This window comes from Thalassobellus sediminis (assembly GCF_044386045.1).
Taxonomy (GTDB): Bacteria; Bacteroidota; Bacteroidia; order Flavobacteriales; family Flavobacteriaceae; genus Thalassobellus; species Thalassobellus sediminis.
Genome location: NZ_JBISCD010000040.1, coordinates 1,239,107 through 1,260,220, shown reverse-complemented (window position 1 = coordinate 1,260,220; position 21,114 = coordinate 1,239,107). Strand labels below are relative to the sequence as shown.

General features: G+C 30.2%; 18 protein-coding genes. 4 read left to right on the top strand and 14 right to left on the bottom strand.

All coding sequences use genetic code 11. The features are described 5' to 3' along the window. Positions 1–25: 25 nt before the first annotated feature. The 9 genes from queA to ACH5TW_RS12020 all read right to left on the bottom strand — a co-directional run bounded on the left by queA (position 26) and on the right by ACH5TW_RS12020 (position 11,056). Positions 26–1,075 (bottom strand): tRNA preQ1(34) S-adenosylmethionine ribosyltransferase-isomerase QueA, encoded by a 1,050-nt coding sequence (gene queA / locus ACH5TW_RS12060; protein ID WP_439336759.1) that lies wholly within the window; start codon positions 1,073–1,075, stop codon positions 26–28. Between the two features lie 174 nt (positions 1,076–1,249). After that, complete coding sequence (locus ACH5TW_RS12055) at positions 1,250–2,473, bottom strand: 3-phosphoshikimate 1-carboxyvinyltransferase (protein WP_439336758.1); 1,224 nt, start codon at positions 2,471–2,473, stop codon at positions 1,250–1,252. A gap of 36 nt (positions 2,474–2,509) precedes the next feature. Further along, positions 2,510–2,836 carry a nucleotide pyrophosphohydrolase gene (locus tag ACH5TW_RS12050; protein WP_439336757.1) on the bottom strand — a complete coding sequence of 109 codons (327 nt, stop codon included), beginning with the start codon at positions 2,834–2,836 and terminating at the stop codon, positions 2,510–2,512. Further along, positions 2,833–4,857 carry a transglutaminase family protein gene (locus ACH5TW_RS12045; RefSeq protein WP_439336756.1) on the bottom strand — a complete coding sequence of 675 codons (2,025 nt, stop codon included), beginning with the start codon at positions 4,855–4,857 and terminating at the stop codon, positions 2,833–2,835. The genes ACH5TW_RS12050 and ACH5TW_RS12045 overlap by 4 nt, the downstream gene beginning before the upstream one ends. Before the next feature lie 5 nt (positions 4,858–4,862). Continuing rightward, positions 4,863–6,872: a DUF3858 domain-containing protein gene (locus ACH5TW_RS12040; RefSeq protein ID WP_439336755.1), complete on the bottom strand. Its 2,010-nt coding sequence runs from the start codon at positions 6,870–6,872 to the stop codon at positions 4,863–4,865. Positions 6,873–6,890: 18 nt separating this feature from the next. Beyond that, positions 6,891–8,801, bottom strand: a complete 1,911-nt coding sequence (locus ACH5TW_RS12035) for a DUF3858 domain-containing protein (RefSeq protein ID WP_439336754.1) — start codon at positions 8,799–8,801, stop codon at positions 6,891–6,893. Between the two features lie 169 nt (positions 8,802–8,970). Continuing rightward, complete coding sequence (dtd, locus tag ACH5TW_RS12030; protein WP_439336753.1) at positions 8,971–9,423, bottom strand: D-aminoacyl-tRNA deacylase; 453 nt, start codon at positions 9,421–9,423, stop codon at positions 8,971–8,973. Next, positions 9,420–10,370, bottom strand: a complete 951-nt coding sequence (gene rsgA, locus ACH5TW_RS12025; RefSeq protein ID WP_439336752.1) for a ribosome small subunit-dependent GTPase A — start codon at positions 10,368–10,370, stop codon at positions 9,420–9,422. The genes dtd and rsgA overlap by 4 nt, the downstream gene beginning before the upstream one ends. Before the next feature lie 41 nt (positions 10,371–10,411). Beyond that, a complete protein-coding gene (locus tag ACH5TW_RS12020) occupies positions 10,412–11,056 on the bottom strand; it encodes a carboxypeptidase-like regulatory domain-containing protein (protein ID WP_439336751.1) in 645 nt (214 codons plus the stop codon). A 194-nt stretch (positions 11,057–11,250) separates the two neighbouring features. Between ACH5TW_RS12020 and ACH5TW_RS12015 the strand changes: the two genes are divergently transcribed. Beyond that, on the top strand, positions 11,251–11,700 hold the full coding sequence (locus tag ACH5TW_RS12015) for a hypothetical protein (RefSeq protein WP_439336750.1): 450 nt from the start codon (positions 11,251–11,253) through the stop codon (positions 11,698–11,700). Between the two features lie 72 nt (positions 11,701–11,772). Here the strand turns inward: ACH5TW_RS12015 and ACH5TW_RS12010 are convergent, their stop codons facing one another. Genes ACH5TW_RS12010 through ACH5TW_RS11995 form a run of 4 tightly spaced genes read right to left on the bottom strand, consistent with a single transcriptional unit; the run spans position 11,773 to position 15,684 of the window. Next, entirely contained in the window at positions 11,773–12,855 is a 1,083-nt protein-coding gene (locus ACH5TW_RS12010) for a chorismate mutase (protein WP_439336749.1), read from the bottom strand. An 11-nt stretch (positions 12,856–12,866) separates the two neighbouring features. After that, positions 12,867–13,718, bottom strand: a complete 852-nt coding sequence (locus ACH5TW_RS12005; RefSeq protein WP_439336748.1) for a prephenate dehydrogenase — start codon at positions 13,716–13,718, stop codon at positions 12,867–12,869. Then, a complete protein-coding gene (locus ACH5TW_RS12000) occupies positions 13,715–14,860 on the bottom strand; it encodes a pyridoxal phosphate-dependent aminotransferase (protein WP_439336747.1) in 1,146 nt (381 codons plus the stop codon). Before ACH5TW_RS12000 ends, ACH5TW_RS12005 begins: the two co-directional genes overlap by 4 nt. Beyond that, entirely contained in the window at positions 14,857–15,684 is an 828-nt protein-coding gene (locus ACH5TW_RS11995; RefSeq protein ID WP_439336746.1) for a prephenate dehydratase, read from the bottom strand. Before ACH5TW_RS11995 ends, ACH5TW_RS12000 begins: the two co-directional genes overlap by 4 nt. A gap of 342 nt (positions 15,685–16,026) precedes the next feature. Here ACH5TW_RS11995 and gldA point away from each other — a divergent pair, with 342 nt between their 5' ends. The 3 genes from gldA (at position 16,027) to ACH5TW_RS11980 (ending at position 20,382) form a co-directional block, all read left to right on the top strand. Next, on the top strand, positions 16,027–16,923 hold the full coding sequence (gene gldA / locus ACH5TW_RS11990; RefSeq protein ID WP_439336745.1) for a gliding motility-associated ABC transporter ATP-binding subunit GldA: 897 nt from the start codon (positions 16,027–16,029) through the stop codon (positions 16,921–16,923). Positions 16,924–17,101: 178 nt separating this feature from the next. Further along, positions 17,102–19,192, top strand: coding sequence for a phosphate acetyltransferase (gene pta, locus ACH5TW_RS11985; RefSeq protein ID WP_439336744.1), 2,091 nt, complete (start codon positions 17,102–17,104; stop codon positions 19,190–19,192). Positions 19,193–19,194: 2 nt separating this feature from the next. Continuing rightward, positions 19,195–20,382: an acetate/propionate family kinase gene (locus ACH5TW_RS11980; RefSeq protein WP_439336743.1), complete on the top strand. Its 1,188-nt coding sequence runs from the start codon at positions 19,195–19,197 to the stop codon at positions 20,380–20,382. Here the strand turns inward: ACH5TW_RS11980 and ACH5TW_RS11975 are convergent. Further along, on the bottom strand, positions 20,368–21,114 hold the full coding sequence (locus ACH5TW_RS11975) for a head GIN domain-containing protein (protein ID WP_439336742.1): 747 nt from the start codon (positions 21,112–21,114) through the stop codon (positions 20,368–20,370). The two genes, ACH5TW_RS11980 and ACH5TW_RS11975, sit on opposite strands and share 15 nt — an antisense overlap.

Here is a 21,114-nt window from a genome sequence, read left to right as displayed (position 1 = left end):
GAATTAACAAGGCCTCATTTAAAATTTATATAATTAACATGGCATCACCATAGCTATAAAATTTGTAACCTTCTTTTACTGCTTCTTCATAAGCACGTTTTGTAAAGTCGTAACCCGCAAATGCAGAAATCATCATTAACAATGTTGATTTTGGTGTATGAAAATTTGTAATCATACAATTAGCAATACTAAAATCATAAGGAGGGAAGATAAATTTATTTGTCCAACCATCAACTTCGTTTAGTTTTCCATTAGAAGACACAGCACTTTCTATTGCTCGCATAGCTGTTGTACCAACGGCACAAACTCTTCTTTTCTCTGCAAGCCCTCTATTTACAATTTCTACTGCTTTTTCATCAATTTTCAACTCCTCACTATCCATTTTATGCTTAGATAAATCTTCTACCTCTACAGGGTTAAAAGTCCCTAAACCAACGTGTAAAGTTACCTCGGCGAAATTAACACCTTTAATTTCTAAACGCTTTAATAGGTGTTTTGAAAAATGAAGTCCAGCAGTTGGTGCCGCTACAGCTCCTTCGTTTTTAGCATAAATAGTTTGGTAACGCTCTTCATCTTCTGGCTCTACGTCTCTTTTTATGTATTTTGGAAGTGGAGTTTCCCCTAGCTCTGTTAATTTTTTACGGAACTCTGTATATGATCCATCATATAAAAAACGTAATGTACGTCCTCTAGAAGTTGTATTATCGATAACCTCTGCCACTAAAGTATCATCATCTCCAAAATATAGTTTGTTACCAATTCTTATTTTACGAGCTGGATCAACCAAAACATCCCAAAGACGTTGTTCTTCGTTTAATTCACGTAATAAAAACACCTCAATTCTAGCTCCTGTTTTTTCTTTATTACCATACAATCTGGCAGGAAAAACTTTTGTGTTATTAAGTATTAAAACATCATCTTCATTAAAATAGTCAATAATGTCTTTAAACATTTTATGCTCTATGGTTTGTTCTTTTCTATTTAAAACCATTAAGCGAGACTCATCTCTATTTTCAGCTGGATGCTCTGCTAATAATTCATCTGGTAAATTGAAGCCAAAGTGTGATAATTTCATGTGTCGTTTTTAGTTTTTAATTTCTGTAAAATATTACCTTAGATGTTATAATCTTGTTTGAAAATAAATTTTAACTATCTAAATATTCTTCTACTTGAAATTGTTTATTTTAGTTTTTGAAAGGCTGCAAATATACAATCTGAAAATAGGCCTTGTCAAGTAAATGAGTGATTATTATTTAGTTATTTGAAATCCAATTGATTTTAGATCATCCCAAAATGTTGGATATGACTTAGAAACAACGGCTGCATCTTCAATAATTATTGGCACTCTAAGAGCTAAAGGTGCAAATGCCATAGCCATTCTATGGTCGTTGTATGTTGCAATAGACACTAATTCCTTTATGCTTTTTGAATCTTTAAGATGCAACGATTTATCAGTAATAGTTACGTTGCCTCCTAATTTTTCAATCTCAGTTTTTAATGCAACAAGTCTATCAGTTTCTTTAATTTTTAAAGTATGTAAACCTATTAAATCGCAAGAAATGCCCAAAGCAAAACAAGTAATAGCGATAGTTTGCGCAATATCTGGAGCATTTTTTAAGTCTAACTCTAATGGTTCTAAGTTAGAAGCTACTTTTTTAAGTGTTACCGAATTGCCATTAAAAACACTAATTACTCCAAAATGTTTGTATATATCTACCAAAACAGAATCCCCTTGTAATGAGTTTTCTTTATAAGCACTTAAAGTTATTTCTGTTCCTACTTCACTTAAAGCCGCTAAACTAAAATAATACGAAGCCGATGACCAATCTGATTCTACTGTTAAAGTTTTTGGTGTTAACTTTTTAGTATTTGGTTTAACAGTAATTACATTACCTATAAATGAAGACTCTACACCTATTTCATCTAACAAACTCAAAGTCATGTTTATATAAGGAACCGATGTAATCTCACCTTCTAAAGTTAATTGTAAACCATTTTCTAGTTTTGAAGCTATTAATAATAAGGCAGAAATATACTGACTACTTACATTCGCTTTTAAAGCAACTTGATGCTTGGTTAACTTTTTTCCTTTAATTTTTATGGGAGGAAAACCTTCGTTTTCTACATAACTTATTTCTGCTCCTAAATCTTGAAGTGCTTCTGCTAAAATTTTAATAGGACGCTCTTTCATACGCTTTGAACCCGTAAGAATAGTTTCTCTACCTTCTTGAATAGAAAAATAAGCTGTTAAAAAACGCATAGCAGTTCCTGCGTGATGTATATCGACAATCTCTGTCGATGATGCCAAAGCATCTATCATTAAACAACTATCATCTGAATTTGAAACGTTTGCTAGTTCAAACTCTGGATATAGTGCTTGTAACAATAATAATCTGTTAGATTCGCTTTTAGAACCTGTTATTTTTACTGAAGATTGCTTTGCAATTTTAGATTTTTGAAGTGTAATATGCATCTAGTTTATAAATCTATATTTAAACAAGCTGCAAATTTACTTTAATTTTTCGTTATTATGATGCCTATTGTGGTCTCGCTTTGTTTTTAAATCTAATTTTTTATCAAAAGCCGCTTGTAAATCTATTCCCGTTTGGTTTGCCAAACATAACACAACAAACATAACATCGGCAAGTTCTTCACCTAAATCTTTATTTTTATCGCTTTCTTTTTCGCTTTGTTCTCCATAACGACGTGCAATAATACGGGCTACTTCTCCAACTTCCTCAGTAAGTTGCGCCATATTTGTAAGCTCGTTAAAATAACGAACGCCGTGTTCTTTAATCCAATTATCAACTTCTTTTTGTGCGTTTTGTATGTTCATTCTACCTTAGTTAATACAATTTGTTCTGATTCTTTTTCTACTAGCTTACTAAAATACACTTTTAAAGTATCATAATACAAATGAGATATAACAGAATGATTAATCTGTCTACAAACTACTAATTGTACCTTATTTCCTACTGCTGAAAGATTATATTTAAACAATCCTAAATTATCAGGTAATTTATAAAGCCCAGGTTCGGGAAGACTTTCTACTTTATAGCCTTCTGGTAAATTAACAATCACCTTAAAACTTGTAATTGTTGGATACCCAAAATCTATAGGGAATTCTCGTTTTTCTAATTTAAAAGGATTTTCATTAAATTTAAAAAAGAAGAGAGGAGAAAAATACATTTTATTTCCAATAATATCTAATTGGCTTTCTTTTACAAATTTATACGACTCTACAATAGGCTTTGATAATTCTAAACTATTTTTAACATCATAATTTGAAATCTCAATACCATTGTATTTATTTTCTAACTTGTTTAAAAAACTCTCTTTATCTGAATCATTATATAATTCTCTAAACAAAAAAGCCGTGTGATTCGTTTTTACACTTCTATAAAAGCCTTTAATATTTCCATCATCAAGTAAAGAAATCATCATAGAAATATTATTTTCAGACTTATCCTTTGGATATAAATCGATTAATTGAGAGCCTCCATTTTCTGAAATAATTCGACCTTGCCAGTTTAATGTTTTATACGGCAACACATTTGGCAAACAATACTTATTAGTTGCATCTAACAAAATTGTACCTCTTTCCAATTTTACGTAAGTAACAACGTAATTATACCCATCTAAAGTAGGAAATAAAGGAATTCCATTTTGCCTAGTACTTACCAATACTGGATACGCTTTTAAACCTGCGTACCTCAACATAGACGTTAACATTAAATTAATCTCGGCTACATTACCCACATGTGACAAATAAGCTTTACGAACTCCTTCATCAGAGAACTTACCAATATAACCATTCCATTTTACATTATTTTTTACAAATTGATAAATTAAAGCAACTTTTTCCATTGGATTTGACACCTTAGAAACAAGTGCTTTTATATCATCTTCATAATAACTAGTTTTATCTAATTGATCACCAAAACTAGGGTTTTTATAAATCGTTTTCACCACTTTTTCCCATGAAGTAGAAAAATATTCTATTGGTGTTTGTGGATACTTTATATATGATAATTCATATTTAACGGACGAACGGTAGTTATTAATATTATTTACATAAGGTTCCTGTTTTAACGCTGGTATATTAGATAGGCTATAATTTGTTAAATACGTGCTATACTCAATCTCATTTGAACTATATCTAGTACTTCCTCCTTGAGTAGCATTAGTTGCTGTTTGAGAAGGTCTATATTTTTGATAAAATGTAATCTTATCTCGTTTTTGTTCTTTATTAGCAATCACATTTAAATACCCCTTACGCTTTACTTTAAAACCAAAATATTCAGGTGTCTCTAATTTAGCTTCTAATTTCTTTACAGGAATATCATGTTGAAAGACAAAATCATCCACATTACCTACAAAAGACGAAATAATTTTATATTTATACTCAATAACTGAACCTACTTTAATATTAGGCATTGTAAATTTTATCTCATTCCAATACTTAGATTGTTCTGTTTTAAAAACACCTTCTTTTCCTATTTTTGTTTCTTCTGCTTTTCCATCAATTAAATTATAAGTATAGCCTTTTAAACTAGCCATCTTTACTTCATCTCTTGCATTTTTGTAAAGATTTAATTGTTTTGTTGCATAATTAAATCCCTCTTGATTATAGATTTTTATACGCTCATGAATATCTGTAACTAATTCAAACCCCTTTTGCTGACTATATACAAAGTATGTTTTTCTATACTTATACAAATATGTTGCATTTGCAGATGAATCTAGTGGATTAAATTTTTCTTGCAATTCTTCCTTTGAAATTTTTCCAAATTTATAATCTTGTGCAAATACATTAAAACTCAAATAGGAAAACAAAAAAAAACAAACTACTTTCATATATTTTACAACACTTTTTTAGTTAATACAATTTGTTCTGATTCTTTTTCTACTAAGTCACTAAAATAAGCTTTCAATGCTTCATAATGAATAGGCGAAATCCTAGATTCATTTATTTCTGTTTGAATTACCAACTGAATCTTGTTTTGCTTAACAGATATTATATACTTATAAGACCCCAAATTATCTGGAAGCATTAACATAACTGGTTCTGGAGTAGATTCTACTTTATATCCTGACGGAATACTGAGACTTACACTATATGAAGTAGAAGAAGGGTATCCAAAATCTACTGGAAACTCACGCTTTTCTAATTTAAAAGGATTTTCTTTAGTTTTAAAGAATAACAATGGTGAAAAGTATATTTTATCATTAATAACATCGGCTTGACTTTCTATTGAAAATTTAAAAGATTCTGAAATAGGTTTAGATAAATCCTCTCCATTTTTAACAATAAAATCTGACATCTCCATACCATCATATTTTTTTTCAAGCTTTTCTATATACTGATCTTCATCAGTTCCTAAATAATCTTCTCTAAAAGTCATAGCCTTATGTACCTTCTTTATTCTTCTTACCCCACCTTCAACATTGCCGTCCTCAGTTAATTTAGCCAGCATCATAACTTTGTTTTCAGACTTTACATTTGGATACAAACTTATTGTTGAAGACGTTTTATCTTTTCTTACGATACGCCCCTCCCAGTTTAAAGTTCTTAATGGCAATACATTTGGTGTACTATACTTACTAGTTGCATCTAATAGAATAGTACCTTCTGGTATCTCTATACTAGAAATTACATAATTATAACCTTCTCTTGTTGGAAATAACGGAATACCATTATGCCTTGTACTAACTAAAACGGGGTTAGCATTTAATCCCGCATGACGTAACATAGCGGTTAACATTAAATTAACTTCAGCAACGTTACCTACTTGATCTTTATATGCTTTTCTAACGCCATCACTACAATATTTACCATAATAACCATTCCACCTAACTTTAGATTTTACAAAATCAAATATTAATGATGCTTTTTGTATTGGGTCTGAAATACTACTTATTAGGGCATCTACATCATCTTTAAAATAGTTTGCTTTTTCTAATTCTAAACCAAAATTAGAACTCTCATAAATGGTTTTAACCACATCTTCCCATGTAGTAGAATAATACTTTATGGTTGAATGAGGCATTTTAACATAAGACAACTCATATTTAACTGCTGAACGGTAATTATTTATATTATCTACATACGATTCCTCTTTTAATGCTGGAATATCAGACAAACTATATGAAGAAATATTTTCTGTGAATACTATTTCATTTTGCCACTTTTCCACTTTTCCTCCTGCTTGTGGAAGACTTTCAGATTTTACAGTAATCTTAGACCTACTAACATCCTTTTTAGGAATAACAGATAAAAAACCTTTAGTATTCACTTTAAAATTAAAATATTCTGGAGCTTCAAATCTTGCATCCAACTTTTTAATAGGAATATCATGCTGAAACACAAAATCGTCAATATTTGAAATAAAAGGAGATGTCATTGCATATTTATATTCAATAACACATCCTTCTTTTATATTTGGCATTGTAAATTTATATAGATCTCGATATTCATTATATTCTGTATTAAAAATACCATCTTTTTGCAACTTTACTTCTTCTATTTTACCATTAATTAAATTATAAGTATAAGCTTTAATACTAGATATTTTTTCCTTTTTTCCTCCTCTATGAAATAACAAAAGTTCATGTGTTGTATAATCAAAGCCCTCTTGATTATATATTTTAATACGTTCATGGATTTCTGTTACTAGCTGAAAACCTTCTCCTTGCTGATATTTAAAAGAAGTTTTTCTCTTTTTATACAAATATGTTGCGCTAGCTGATGAATCTAGTGGGTTAAATTTTTCTTGCAATTCTTCTTTTGATACTTTTCCGAATTTATAATCTTGTGCAAATGACGATATGCAGAAACATAAGCTTAATAAAATTGTGGTGGTGGTTTTCATTTATTGTTGGTTTTAATTTTAATTTTTTATTAAAGCTATTTTTGCATTATCCATTTTAGAAACTTCTTTATAAAAATTTCTAAAACCAGCATAATCTTCTTTTGGAAATTCCCCGTCGTTAATAACAAACTTTCTTTTATAAATTAATGTGTTTTCGTCTTTAACCTCAACCTCTGCCTTATAACTTCCATATTTATTCTCAATCAACATATTTTTAGGCATCGATTCTACTTTATAATCTTGAGGTAATTTAATTTCAACTTCATCAATATCTACAAAACCTCTTTTTATTTTTAATGGCTGCTTTCTGGTTCTGTATCTATCTGGAACGTGCGTATTTCTATTTAAGGCATTTAATGTAAGTAGCATTCTGTTTCCAACAATTTTAGAATAATTAGACGCTTTAAAACTCACATCTTCAACAAACTCAATAGCTTTTTTATTGTTTTCAATATGCATGTCATTTATTGAAATGCTATTAATATATTTCCACCGTTTTTTGTAATGAATATCTAAATCTCTTTCTGTTTCGGTTTCTAACCAATATTTATTATCATACTGAATGCCTTTAGAATTCACATTTACACTTGCATCAATAGCCCCATCATTTGAAATACTATAATTTCCTTTTATAATTTGCGTATTTTCTTCTACTGTATACTTTTTTGTATGCTCAATTCTTCCGCCTTCTGGTGTAATAACTAACACATCTCTATCATCTGTAAAATCGCCTATAAAACCAAATGGTAGTTTTTGACTGGTACATTCAAGCCATATGTTTTCATTGTTTTCTTGTGGAATATTTAAGATAACATGATTGCCTTGCATTGCTGCAAAATCATCTTCTAAACTTCTTTGAGATTTCCCTGCATAAACAACACTGTAATTAGACTCTACTCCTACAGCTTTTAAAAGCGATCTAGTATAATTTGTTAAGGCTTTACAATCTCCATACCCAAGTTTATCAACCTCTGAAGCATTAAATGGTTTCCACCCACCAATACCTACTTGCACACTAATGTATCTAACTTTATCTTGAACATATTGATATATTTTCCTTGCTTTTTCAATATCATTCGGTTCGTCTTTTACAAGATCCTGAATCATGCTTATAGTACTTTCAGGCAAATCATATGTATCTTTTATTAAGTCATGATACATCCATTTTCCAAAACTATTCCAATCTTCAACCTCAGCATATACACCTTCTAGAGTAAATTGTTTTGAAGTTAATAAGACTTTAGGTGCAAAATCAAAAAAAGCAGGACTATATCTTTCTGGTTTAATGGCTTCTATATTTTGTGCTTTGTATTTAATTCCATTTGTTAGAGCTTCTTTTTTTAGTTCAAAATTTTCTAAATTCTTTTCTTTAGTTCTAATTGTTATAGTTTCTGGATAATTAATACTATAATTACTAGTTTCTACTCCAACAAAATAACCGTTTAATGGGTAGAATGAAGGAATAAATGCTGTATTACTTGTTAGTGTTTCACAAACAAACTCAATGGTATACGGATAATCAATTGGTGTGTATTCTAGATATTTAACTCTTGAATCTGAATATAATGTACCGCCATCAACCGCACTTACATCTTTAAAATCTTTCTTTTTTATTTTTTTAATAACCGCACCAAACTGATTGTATACTAAAACTTGAAGATCATTAATTTTCACATTTTTATCATAATGCACATAGGCATCAACATCATCGTCTCCTTCTTTATTTAATACCGTAACAATTCTCTTTTTTGTTATGTACATTTCATTAGCCGATTTTATTGAAATATTCATATCATTTAACCTAACAACTGCATTTGCATTTTGTTTAAGGTTATCTGGAATTGTGAAACTTGTGTATAAACTTTCTTGAGAAAAAACAGTTATTGTGGTGAGTAATATTAAAGTACTAATAATGCTTCTAAAAACCATAAAAAAAGAATAAGTTTTAAATTTATTATTTTAAAACCCATTATAACATGAGAAAAATCATATTTCGTTATAATGCATATTTTTTAGTTTTAAAACTAAAAATCTTACAGCTAATATAAGTAAATTAAGGGATAAATTTGTGGTTAACTTACTGTAAAAGTAAATTTATTTATTCTTTGTTTTTAGAATCTATAATTATAGTTACAGGACCATCATTAAGCAGAGCCACTTTCATGTCGGCTCCAAATTGCCCTGTTTGAATGACTTTACCATAATCATGCTCTAATTGTTTTACAAAAGCTTCATAAAGCGGAATGGCAATATCGGGCTTAGCTGCTTTTATATAACTTGGACGATTTCCTTTTTTAGTTGATGCATGCAAAGTAAATTGGCTTACTACTATAACGTCTCCATCAACAGCTTTAAGCGATTTATTCATAACGCAATTTTCATCACCAAAAATGCGCAGGTTTATAATTTTATTTGAAAGCCAACTAATATCTTCTTGAGAATCTTCATTTACAATTCCTAAAAGAATTAAAAGCCCGCTTGAAATAGAAGCGACTTTTTTGCCATCAATGGTAACACTTGCTTTGGCAACTCTTTGAATAACTACTTTCATTCTTTTTCCCAGATATCAGTTCTGTAATGCTCATCTTCCCCTTCAATAATTTGGAGGTAACTACGGTATCTTGAGAATTCTAAATCGCCATTATCTAAAGCTTCTTTTACAGCACATTTTGGCTCTTTTATATGCAAACAGTTATTAAACTTACAGTTTTGTTTTAAAGCAAAAAACTCTGGAAAATAATCTCCTACTTCTTCTTTTTCCATATCAACAACACCAAAACCTTTAATACCTGGTGTATCAATAATGGTGGCATCAAAACTTAAATCGAACATTTCTGCAAAGGTTGTTGTATGCTGCCCTTGCATATGTTGTGTAGAAATTTCTTTTGTTTTTATATTCAATGTAGGTTCAATAGCATTTACAAGTGTAGACTTACCAACGCCTGAATGCCCCGAAAACATACTTACTTTACCCAACATTAAAGCCTTTACCTTATCTACATTTTTACCTGTTTTTGCAGAAACCCCAATACATTCGTAACCTATTTTACGATACACATACGCTAGATATTTTACTTCATTAAGCGTTTCTTCATCGTAAGTATCTATCTTATTAAATAACAAAACGGTTTTTATAGAATAAGCATTAGCAGTTACTAAAAATCGATCTATAAAACTGGTTAAAGTTGGCGGATTATTAATGGTAATCATTAAAAAAACCAGATCGATATTTGCCGAAATAATATGCGTTTGCTTAGATAAATTAACCGATTTTCGAACAATATAATTCGTTCTATCGTGTATGTTATGAATGATTCCTGACACTTGATTATTATCGGTTTCTAACTCGAAATCGACAATATCTCCAACTGCAATAGGATTGGTACTTTTAATACCTTTCATCCTAAATTTGCCTTTTATACGGCACTCGTAAGCATCACCCAATTGTGTTTTTACGGTGTACCAACTTCCTGTAGATTTATAAACGCGTCCTGTCATTCATTTTATTATAATACAAAATAACAATTTTTTAATTGAATTTATCCACCAATAACTGCTTTTTTAGCTGGAAGTTGTTTTCCATCGGCAATAATATTTATAATATAAATTCCTAAAGGCAACTGAGACAAATCAATGTTTAATCGCTTATTAATATTTAGATAGTTCTGTGTCTTTATTATTTGTCCTGATATATTTGATACCTGAATATGAATGTTTTTATAATTATCAAATAAAGCTAGTTTAAAACGCCCTTCTTTTGATGGGTTTGGATAGAGTGTTGGCGTTATTAAATCTGATTTAAAATTCTTAGTAGTAACATACTTGACAGTAACACCACAACGACATGTTGTACAATATGTTTTTTTACAAGAACCATATGAAACTACAACAACTTCATCTAATTTAATATTGCCTGTTAAAAAAATATTAATACTCCTTCGATTACCAATTAAAACATCTTTAACTTGATATCCTAAATATGAAATAGAAAGTGTATCCGTAGGTTTTGCTTTAATTTCATAAACCCCTTCAATATTAGAGATAACGCCTTTATTACTGTTTTTAATAATAATACTTGCACCAGAAAGTGGTCCCATATCATCTTTAACAACTCCTTTTATAGTTGTTTGAGATAATGCATTAAAAGACATAGCAAATAAAAATAGTGTAGTTATTATTTTCATGATTTCTGTGTTTTGGTTTATATTTCAAACCTAGAAGAAAAATAAAATATTAAAAAATATGAATGCGTGTATGCAACCTTTGAGTGAGTGATCTGTCTATAAAAGAAAACAAATGCTTTTTAAAGATTCTCTAAAACAATAATTTTATGTAAGAATCTCTATATTAGCTTTTTAAATTTTAAACAATCAACAACATGAAAAAATTATTAATTGTATTATTTATTGCTTTATTCTCAGTTATCGAAACTAACGCTCAAGTAGAATATAAAGTAGTTACCAGCGTAGAATCTATTGTTCCTAATGGTTTAGGTCGTTCAAGAATTATTAGTGCCAATGACACAAAAGATTACAAAGAATTTACTACAACTCAAACTGAAGATGACAATACTCGTAACAAATCTAAACGTGATGAAATAAGAGTTAAAGGTTTTGATGAAACAAAATTATTAAACTTTTATAATATAGGAGGTATTCGTTTTCAAAATATAGCTGCTAATGATGCTATTATTACTTCAAAAATTAACACGATGATTGAAGAAGGATGGGAATTAGCTTTTGTAACAAGTGGTGTAGAAAGTGAAGGAGGAAAAGGTGATGGTCAAGGAATTTTTATTACTAGATATCTTTTTAAAAGAAATAAATAAGACCAAATTATAAACTATAAAAAAGGCTCGCATATGCGAGCCTTTTTTTTAACACTTAAAACTTAATAGCTTTTAACTATTAATAATCTTCTCTTGATGATTAATTGATTCTTGGTGAATAGCTTTAAACATTTTTAAAATAAACTCTTCACTTAAACCATGATCTTGTCCTTCTAAAACCATTTTTCCTAAAATCTCATTCCAACGTTTCGATTGTAAAACCGCTACATTTTTTTGTTTTTTAAGAGACCCAATACCATCGGCAGCTTTCATACGCTTTCCTAATAAATCGATAATTTGATTATCAACCACATCAATTTGTGCTCTTAAATTATCAAGTGATTTATTGTACTCAGCTTCAGAATCAGATTCTTTTCTAATTTTCAAATCTTTCATAATTTGAACTAAAGTAGATGGTGTTACTTGTTGAGCAGCATCACTCCATGCATTAGCAGGATCATAATGAGTTTCAATCATTAACCCATCAAAATTTAAATCTAAAGCCGCTTGAGAAACATCAAAAATCATTTCACGGTTACCTGTAATATGCGACGGGTCGTTAATTAAAGGAATATCTGGATATTTATTTTGAAACTCAATAGCTAATTGCCATTCTGGAGTATTACGGTACTTTGTTTTTTCGTAAGTAGAAAAACCTCTATGTATTGCTCCAATATTTTTAACACCTGCTTTGTAAATTCTTTCAATACCTCCTAACCATAAGGCTAAATCTGGATTTACTGGATTCTTAATTAAAACTGGCTTATCTGTTCCTTGTAAAGCATCTGCAATTTCTTGCATAATGAATGGACTTACAGTAGAACGCGCTCCAATCCATAACAAATCTACATCATGTTCTAAGGCTAATTTTACGTGAGCTGCATTGGCAACTTCCGTGCAAATTTTCATACCTGTTTCTGCTTTTACTTTTTGTAACCATTTTAAACCTAAAGCTCCAACTCCTTCAAACATACCTGGACGTGTTCTTGGTTTCCAAATACCAGCTCTAAAATAACTAACATCAGTATCTTTTAACTCATGAGCAATTTTTAAAACTTGTTCTTCTGTTTCGGCACTACAAGGGCCAGCAATTACCAACGGATGATCTAAATTTAAATCATCTAACCAGGTTCTCATTTCTTTTGTGTTTTCCATAATTTCACTACTTAACTAATTCCGTTTAAAATATCTTTTATATGATTGGTGTTTTTCATCTCATTAAAAATAGCATCAAAATCATCCGATTTCATAAGCTCCTTAAAATGAGTGAGATTATTAATATACTCTTCTAGAGTTTCTATTACGTTTGTTTTGTTTTGTTTAAAAATAGGAGTCCACATCTCTGGCGAACTTTTTGCTAATCTTACAGTTGATGCAAATCCACTACCCGCCATATCAAAAATATCGCGTTCATTTCTTTCTTTATCTATAACTGTTTTCCCTAACATAAACGAGCTTATATGCGATAAATGTGATACATAAGCAATATGCTTATCGTGGGCTTCTGGATTCATATAACGAATACGCATGCCTATATCTGAAAACAATTTCAATGCTTTTTCTTGAAGCTTAAACGTTGTCTTTTCAACTTCACAAACAATATTTGTTTTCCCTTGAAACAAACCACTTATAGCAGCACTAGGTCCTGAATGCTCTGTACCTGCAATAGGATGCATTGCTAAAAAATTTCTACGTTTAGGATGATTTTCAACCACTCTACAAATATCTAATTTGGTCGATCCTGCATCTACAACTAATCCGTTATCTGATATCTTATCTAAAATAGTTGGCAATAATTTTACGGTAGCGTCTACGGGAATAGACACAATCACTAAATCGGCATTACCAAGATCGTCTAATGTTGCTTTTTTATCAATTAAATTAAGAGATAATGCTTCATCAAGCGTCGATTGTTTTCTACTAATACCATGAATAATCACATCTGGATTATTCTTTTTAATATCAATAGCAAGACTACCACCAATTAAACCAACACCTATTGCGTATATATTTTTCATTTTACTCTAGCAATTGCTTCTTCTAAATCTTCAGTTTGTGCACATAAAGAAAAACGAATATATCCTTCACCTTGACTACCAAAAATAGTTCCTGGTGTTATAAATATATGGTTCTCTTTAAGTATTAAATCTATATATTCTTCTGCTTTTATATGTGGCGGTAATTTTGCCCAAACAAAAAGTCCTGTTGCATTTTCATCGTAGGTACAATTTAATGCTTCCACTAATTTCCATACTAAATCACGACGCTCCTTATACACACTGTTTAAAGTAACAAACCACATTTCTGAACACTTTAAAGCTTCTATGGCGCCTTTTTGAATGCCATAAAACATTCCAGAGTCCATATTACTTTTTACTTTTAAAATGTTATTAATATGCGTATCGCTTCCAACAACCATACCTACTCTCCAACCAGACATATTAAAGGTTTTGCTTAAAGAATTTAACTCTAAACAAACATCTTTAGCGCCTTCTACACTCAAAATACTCGTAGGATTGTCATTTAAAACAAAACTATACGGATTATCATTTACTATTAAAATATCATGCTTTTTACCAAAAGCAACTAACTCTTCAAATAAATATTTACTTGGTTGAGCGCCTGTTGGCATATGCGGATAGTTTACCCACATAAGCTTCACTTTACTTAAATCTAATTTTTCTAATGCTTTAAAATCTGGCAACCATTTATTAGCTTCATCAAGTTCGTAAAAAACAGGTGTTGCTTCCAATAATTTTGTAACCGACTGATAGGTTGGATATCCAGGATTTGGAATTAAAACTTCATCACCCTTATTTAAATATGTCATTGAAATATGCATGATACCTTCTTTACTTCCCATTAAAGGCAGTACTTCAGTATTCGGACTTAAATTCACATCGTAATGTGTTTTATAAAACCCTGCAATAGCCTGTCTTAATTCTGGTAACCCTTGGTAACTTTGATACTTATGCGCATTAGGATCTAACAACCCTTTAGTTAAAGCATCAACAACCTTTTTTGGCGGTTGCATATCTGGACTACCTATACCTAAGTTAATAACTGGTTTTCCGTTAGCTATTAACAAATTAACTTCTCTTAGTTTTTTTGAGAAGTAGTATTCTTCAACCGTATTTAATCTATCTGCTACTTCAATCATAACTTTGCATTTTTATATTCACCTAACACCTTAAATCCTTGCGCCATAATATCAATAATGGATTTTGCTTTCTTAAAATCGGCATACGTTTCAAAAGTAACATCAACAAAAAAAGCATATTTCCAAGGTGTTTCAACTATTGGTAACGATTGTATTTTAGTTAAATTCAATTTACAATCGCTCATTACATTTAAAATAGTTGCTAAACTACCACGTTTATGGTCTGCTTCAAATTTTATAGAAGCTTTAGTTATCTCGTCTTCTGGCACTTCAGAACTTGTACGTTTTACAATAACAAAGCGTGTTTCGTTATGTTTAATTGTTTGAATACTGTGTACTAAAATATCTAACTCAAATATTTCGGCTGCCATAACACTTGCAATGGCTGCAATTCCTTTTAATTGTTGCTCTTGTATACGTTGTGCAACCTCAGCAGTATCTTTATCTTCTACTAATTTAATATGAGGGTAGGCTTTAAAAAACGCTTTACATTGCAACAATGCCATAGGGTGCGAGTATACTTCTTTAATATCTTTAATATCTTGACCTGGCAACGCCATTAAATTATGTTGAATATCTAAATAATGCTCTCCAACTACATGTAAATCATGTTTATCTATTAAAGCATAATTAGGAATAATTGAACCAGCAATAGAATTTTCTAAAGCCATAATAGCCGCATCAGATTCTTTAGTAATTACGGAATCAACTGTTCTATCGAATGTTAAACATTCAATAAGATTAACAGGTTTTTCAAAAAATTGTTTCGACACAATATGATGAAAAGATCCTTTTACTCCCTGTATGGCTACTGTTTTAATCAATTTTTAATATTATTTTAAAATATTTATTCCTTTATATTATTCTTATCAACTCTTAAACAAAAAAAAGTCTCGATTTACATCGAGACTCATATTTAAAATTTATAGTTTATAAATTATACACACAACGTCTCGTTTCTTCTGCTAAAGAAGAAATAAAAAAATTTGCTAAAATATGTATAACTTACTGTTGCTTTCATAATTACGGTGCTAAAGTAATTCTTTTTTAAAGAAATCAAAATAGTATAAAATCTTTTTTTCATTTTTATTAAAAGTTTTAAAGATTTTACAGCAAAACAATGATTCCAATAGATAATCATTATTTTTGAACAAATAATTTATAATATGTCTATCGAAGTATCAGGTATCACAAAACTTTATGGCAGTCAAAAAGCTTTAAATAATATTTCTTTTAAAGTAAATAAACCAGAAATAGTTGGTTTTTTAGGTCCAAATGGCGCTGGAAAATCTACTATGATGAAAATTTTAACCACCTTTATTAATGCTAATGATGGTTCTGCTAAAGTAAATGGGTATGATATTAATGAAAATTCGCAGAGCGTACAACAGAGTCTAGGCTACTTACCAGAGCATAATCCACTCTATTTAGAGATGTATGTTAAAGAATATTTAGAATTTAATGCTAACTTATATAAGGTTTCTAAAAAACGAATTAAAGATGTTATTGAACTTACTGGATTAACACCAGAAGCGCATAAAAAAATTGGACAGCTCTCTAAAGGATACCGTCAACGTGTTGGGTTAGCCAATGCTTTATTACACGATCCGGAGGTATTAATTCTAGACGAACCTACCACAGGATTAGACCCAAATCAATTAGTAGACATTAGAAATCTAATAAAAACCATTGGTAAAACAAAAACCGTATTTCTTTCTACGCACATAATGCAAGAAGTAGAAGCTATGTGCGACCGTGTGATTATTATTAACAAAGGAGAAATTGTAGCCGATAAAAAATTAAACGAACTAAGAGAAAGTAAAGAGCAAACCGTTATTGTAGAATTTGATTATCGCGTTGAAGATGCTTTTTTACGAAAACTCCCAAAAGTTAAAAACGTTATAAACACTTATGATTTTGTTTACGAAATTACCTTTGAGACCTCTGAAGACATGAGATCATATGTTTTTGATTTCGCTCATGACAATCAATTAAAAATCCTCCAACTAAATCAAAAAAACACAAGCTTAGAAACACTATTTAGAGATTTAACAGCTAATTAATTATTTTCTGTAAATCTCAATTAAATACAGTTGTTTAAAAAACGTTTTCGCTAGATATGATAAATATCATCTTTACCAATGTTTGAAGACACTAATTTTGTAGTATTAGAGTGTTTTTAATTAGTAAACATCAATTAAATGCAATCGATTAACTTTGTTACACTACAAAAAAAATAAAATGAGTAAAGGAATTTACGTTGCAACCATAGAACCTAATAGTGGAAAATCTATTGTCGTCCTAGGATTAATGCGAATGCTTTTAGGTAAAATTGCTAAAGTTGGATATTTTAGACCTATTATAGAAGATACCGAAACTGGCGAAATGGATAACCATATAAATACGGTTATATCGCATTTCGAAATAGATATTAATTATAAAAAGACCTTTGCTTATACTAGAAGTGAAGTTCTAGATTTATACAACAAAGGAAAATCTGGAGAAGTTATAGACGAAATCATCAAGAAATACAAAAACCTTGAAGAACGTTTTGATTTTGTTCTAGTTGAAGGCACTGATTTTTCACATGAAAATTCTAGTATAGAATTAGATATTAATATTTTAATATCTAAAAACCTAGGCCTTCCTGTTATTATTGTTTCTCAAGGTGATGGCAAAAAACTACCAGATATTGTTGATAGTGTTCAATTAGCTCATGATACTTTTAAAGAAGAAGTAGACGTGTTATCAATAATGACAAATAAAATTAATACTGAAAACGTTTCAACATTAAAGTCTCTTTTAAAAGAACGAATTAATAGTAACACAGATATTAGTGTTATTCCGAAAATTAAAAGCTTAGCTAGCCCAACTATCAAAGAAATTATAAAAACATTAGAAGGCAATATACTTTTTGGCAAGGAAATGCTAAACAATAAAGTTGACCATTTTGGTGTTGGCACCATGCAATTAAGAAATTACCTTAACCACTTAAAGGAAAATTCATTAGTAATTACTTCTGGAGATAGAGCCGATATTATTTTAGGGGCATTACAAGCACATATTTCAACAAATTACCCTAAAATATCTGGTATTATTTTAACAGGCGGATTAATTCCTGAAAATACTATTTTAAAACTAATAGAAGGGCTTTCAAGTGTTGTACCTATAATTAGTGTAAAAGGCGGTACATTTTCAATTACCAATTCTATTGGTAAAATAAAATCTAGAATATATGCTGAAAATACTGAAAAAATTCAAACGTCTATTTCTACATTTGAAAAGCATGTTAATACCGATAAGTTAGCTGATAAATTAATCACTTTTAAGTCTGAAATTTTTACCCCAAGAATGTTTCAATATAATTTACTTCAACGTGCATTAAAAAACAAAAAGCACATTGTACTACCTGAAGGTTATGACGAACGTGTTTTACGAGCCGCAGCAAAACTAATTGATGCTCATGTAGTTGATTTAACATTAATTGGTGAAAAGGCTAAAATAAAAGAATGCATCGAGAAATACGATATAGCTTTAGATATCAATGATGTAAACATAGTTTGGCCTCTTGAGGCTCCTTATTTAGAAGATTATACAAATACACTTTATGAACTAAGAAAACATAAAAACATTACTCTTGAAATGGCTAGAGACACTATGATTGATGTCTCATATTTTGCCACTATGATGATTCATAAAGGTCATGCAGACGGTATGGTTTCTGGTGCTGTACATACTACACAGCATACACTACGTCCTGCATTACAATTTATAAAAACAAAACCTGGTGTTAACATTGTATCATCGGTATTCTTTATGTGCTTAGAAGATAGAGTTTCTATTTTTGGAGACTGTGCTATAAATCCAAATCCAAACGCAAAGCAATTAGCTGAAATAGCTGTTTCTTCGGCAAAAACTGCTGAAAACTTTGGAATAGACCCTAAAGTTGCTATGCTTTCTTATTCATCTGGAGCATCTGGTAAAGGAGCCGAAGTTGATAAGGTAAGAGAAGCTACCGAGATTGTTAAAGCACAAGAATCAGCTTTAAAAATTGAAGGCCCTATTCAATATGATGCTGCAGTAGATATGCGTATTGGTAAAAGTAAATTACCAGATTCTGAAGTAGCAGGACAAGCTAGTGTTTTAATTTTTCCAGATTTAAATACAGGAAACAACACCTATAAAGCTGTGCAACGTGAAACTGGTGCTTTAGCAATTGGCCCTATGTTACAAGGTCTAAATAAACCCGTAAACGATTTAAGTAGAGGCTGTACTGCAGATGACATATACAGTACAGTTATTATAACAGCTATTCAAGCCCAAGAATTATAATTATGCAAGTATTAGTTTTAAACTCTGGGAGTTCTTCCCTAAAATTTCAATTATTTTCAATGCCAGATGAAACTATACTTTGTTCTGGATTAATTGAACGTATTGGTTTTAAAGACTCAAAATTTAAATTCAAAACTAAAAAACTAACAGTAGAGTTCGAAGCTGAAATTTTAAACCATAAAACTGGATTAAAATTATTAGCAAATCAACTTTTAGATAAAAATTCAGGGATTATAAAATCGGCCGATGATATTACTATAGTTGGACACAGAGTAGTTCATGGAGGCAAACACTTTAGCGAAACTACAGAGATTACTAAAGACGTAAAAGAAAAAATAAAAGCATTATCGTCATTAGCTCCTCTTCATAACCCTGCCAATTTAGAAGGTATTGAAGTTGCTGAAGATATTTTCCCTAACGCAAAACAAGTAGCCGTTTTTGATACAGCATTTCATCAATCCATACCAAAACACGCCTATAAATATGCTATTCCTAATGAGCTATTAGACAAACACCATATTCGTTTGTACGGATTTCATGGTACAAGTCATAAATATGTTTCAGAAAAAGCTATAGAATCTTTAGGTAAAGTAACATCTAAAATTATTACTATTCACTTAGGAAATGGTTGTAGTATGACTGCTATAAAAGATGGAAAAAGTATCGATCACACGTTAGGCTTCTCTCCTGTTACTGGCTTAATTATGGGAACACGTTCTGGTGATATAGATCCATCTATTATTTTTCACTTAGCAGAAAAATTAGATTATAGTTTAGAAGACATAAACACCTTACTTCAGAAAAAAAGTGGTATGCTTGGTCTTACAGGTCATAGCGACTTACGAGATATTCAAGAAGAAGCATCAAAAGGCAATAAAGAATGTCAATTAGCATTACTTATGAATACTTATAGAATTAAAAAATACATTGGTAGTTATGCAGCCATTTTAAATGGACTAGACGCTATTGTATTTACTGCTGGTATTGGTGAAAACTCTCATTATATGCGAGAACTTGTTTGTAAAGATTTAGATTTTTTAGGTATAAAGTTAGATGCTAAAAAGAATGAAACAAGATCTGATGGTATTAGAAAAATAAATAAAGAAGAATCTAAAGTTAAAATTTTTGTAATTCCAACAAATGAAGAACTAGAAATTGCAAAACAGTCTGTTAATTTATTTGAAAATTAATCGACCTTTATAAACTTCTTCAACATCTATAATATCTGGTTTGGTTAATGCAACAACATTACCCGTACCAGATATTTTTCCTTTTATTGATAATTGAGGATTCACAATAATATCGTTAGAGCTTCTATTCCAAAATTGTACGTGTTGCACCATTAAATCTGCTCCTTCAAATCTAGATGTTCCAGCTGCCAATGTAACATTTAAACTATTCGTTTTACCAGAAACATAGCAATTTGACAAATTATTAAAAACCAAACTAAAGGAATTATTATCAATCTCTAAAACAAAATTACCACTTGTGATACTTCCTGGAAGGCTAAAATCTTCTGACAACACGGTAAGTGTAGGGTAGGTTAAAACACCATCAGACTTAACATCATATTGTGTAGAGCTTCTTATCTCTTTTATATTTGGAGCTGTTACATATACTTTAGTTACCCCATAATTACGTAGATAATTACAGGTATTATTATCAGTAAGCGTTAATTTTCCATCAACAACAATAGCTTCAACATCATTTAGTAAATTTTCACCTGTTTCAATAACCACTTTTTGATTTGGCCCTTCTTTTATAATTAATTCAATATCACGATTAACTAGTATTTTATCAAATGAAGAAAGACTCACTTCTTCACTAATAATAGCCCCTGTTTTTTGAAAACAATCGCCTGCATTTTCACTATCACAAGCAAATACAATAATTAAGGTTAGTATGTAAATTAATTTCTTCAT

Excerpts from the sequence above, each read along its gene's own strand:
- ACH5TW_RS12010 (WP_439336749.1), bottom strand. The coding sequence starts at position 12,855 with ATGGAAAACACAAAAGAAATGAGAACCTGGTTAGATGATTTAAATTTA.
- ACH5TW_RS11980 (WP_439336743.1), top strand. The coding sequence starts at position 19,195 with ATGCAAGTATTAGTTTTAAACTCTGGGAGTTCTTCCCTAAAATTTCAA.
- gldA (WP_439336745.1), top strand. The coding sequence starts at position 16,027 with ATGTCTATCGAAGTATCAGGTATCACAAAACTTTATGGCAGTCAAAAA.
- ACH5TW_RS11975 (WP_439336742.1), bottom strand. The coding sequence starts at position 21,114 with ATGAAGAAATTAATTTACATACTAACCTTAATTATTGTATTTGCTTGT.
- ACH5TW_RS12045 (WP_439336756.1), bottom strand. The coding sequence starts at position 4,857 with ATGAAAGTAGTTTGTTTTTTTTTGTTTTCCTATTTGAGTTTTAATGTA.
- pta (WP_439336744.1), top strand. The coding sequence starts at position 17,102 with ATGAGTAAAGGAATTTACGTTGCAACCATAGAACCTAATAGTGGAAAA.
- ACH5TW_RS12040 (WP_439336755.1), bottom strand. The coding sequence starts at position 6,872 with ATGAAAACCACCACCACAATTTTATTAAGCTTATGTTTCTGCATATCG.
- dtd (WP_439336753.1), bottom strand. The coding sequence starts at position 9,423 with ATGAAAGTAGTTATTCAAAGAGTTGCCAAAGCAAGTGTTACCATTGAT.
- ACH5TW_RS12020 (WP_439336751.1), bottom strand. The coding sequence starts at position 11,056 with ATGAAAATAATAACTACACTATTTTTATTTGCTATGTCTTTTAATGCA.
- rsgA (WP_439336752.1), bottom strand. The coding sequence starts at position 10,370 with ATGACAGGACGCGTTTATAAATCTACAGGAAGTTGGTACACCGTAAAA.
- ACH5TW_RS12050 (WP_439336757.1), bottom strand. The coding sequence starts at position 2,836 with ATGAACATACAAAACGCACAAAAAGAAGTTGATAATTGGATTAAAGAA.
- ACH5TW_RS12015 (WP_439336750.1), top strand. The coding sequence starts at position 11,251 with ATGAAAAAATTATTAATTGTATTATTTATTGCTTTATTCTCAGTTATC.
- ACH5TW_RS12035 (WP_439336754.1), bottom strand. The coding sequence starts at position 8,801 with ATGGTTTTTAGAAGCATTATTAGTACTTTAATATTACTCACCACAATA.
- ACH5TW_RS12000 (WP_439336747.1), bottom strand. The coding sequence starts at position 14,860 with ATGATTGAAGTAGCAGATAGATTAAATACGGTTGAAGAATACTACTTC.
- ACH5TW_RS12055 (WP_439336758.1), bottom strand. The coding sequence starts at position 2,473 with ATGCATATTACACTTCAAAAATCTAAAATTGCAAAGCAATCTTCAGTA.
- ACH5TW_RS12005 (WP_439336748.1), bottom strand. The coding sequence starts at position 13,718 with ATGAAAAATATATACGCAATAGGTGTTGGTTTAATTGGTGGTAGTCTT.
- queA (WP_439336759.1), bottom strand. The coding sequence starts at position 1,075 with ATGAAATTATCACACTTTGGCTTCAATTTACCAGATGAATTATTAGCA.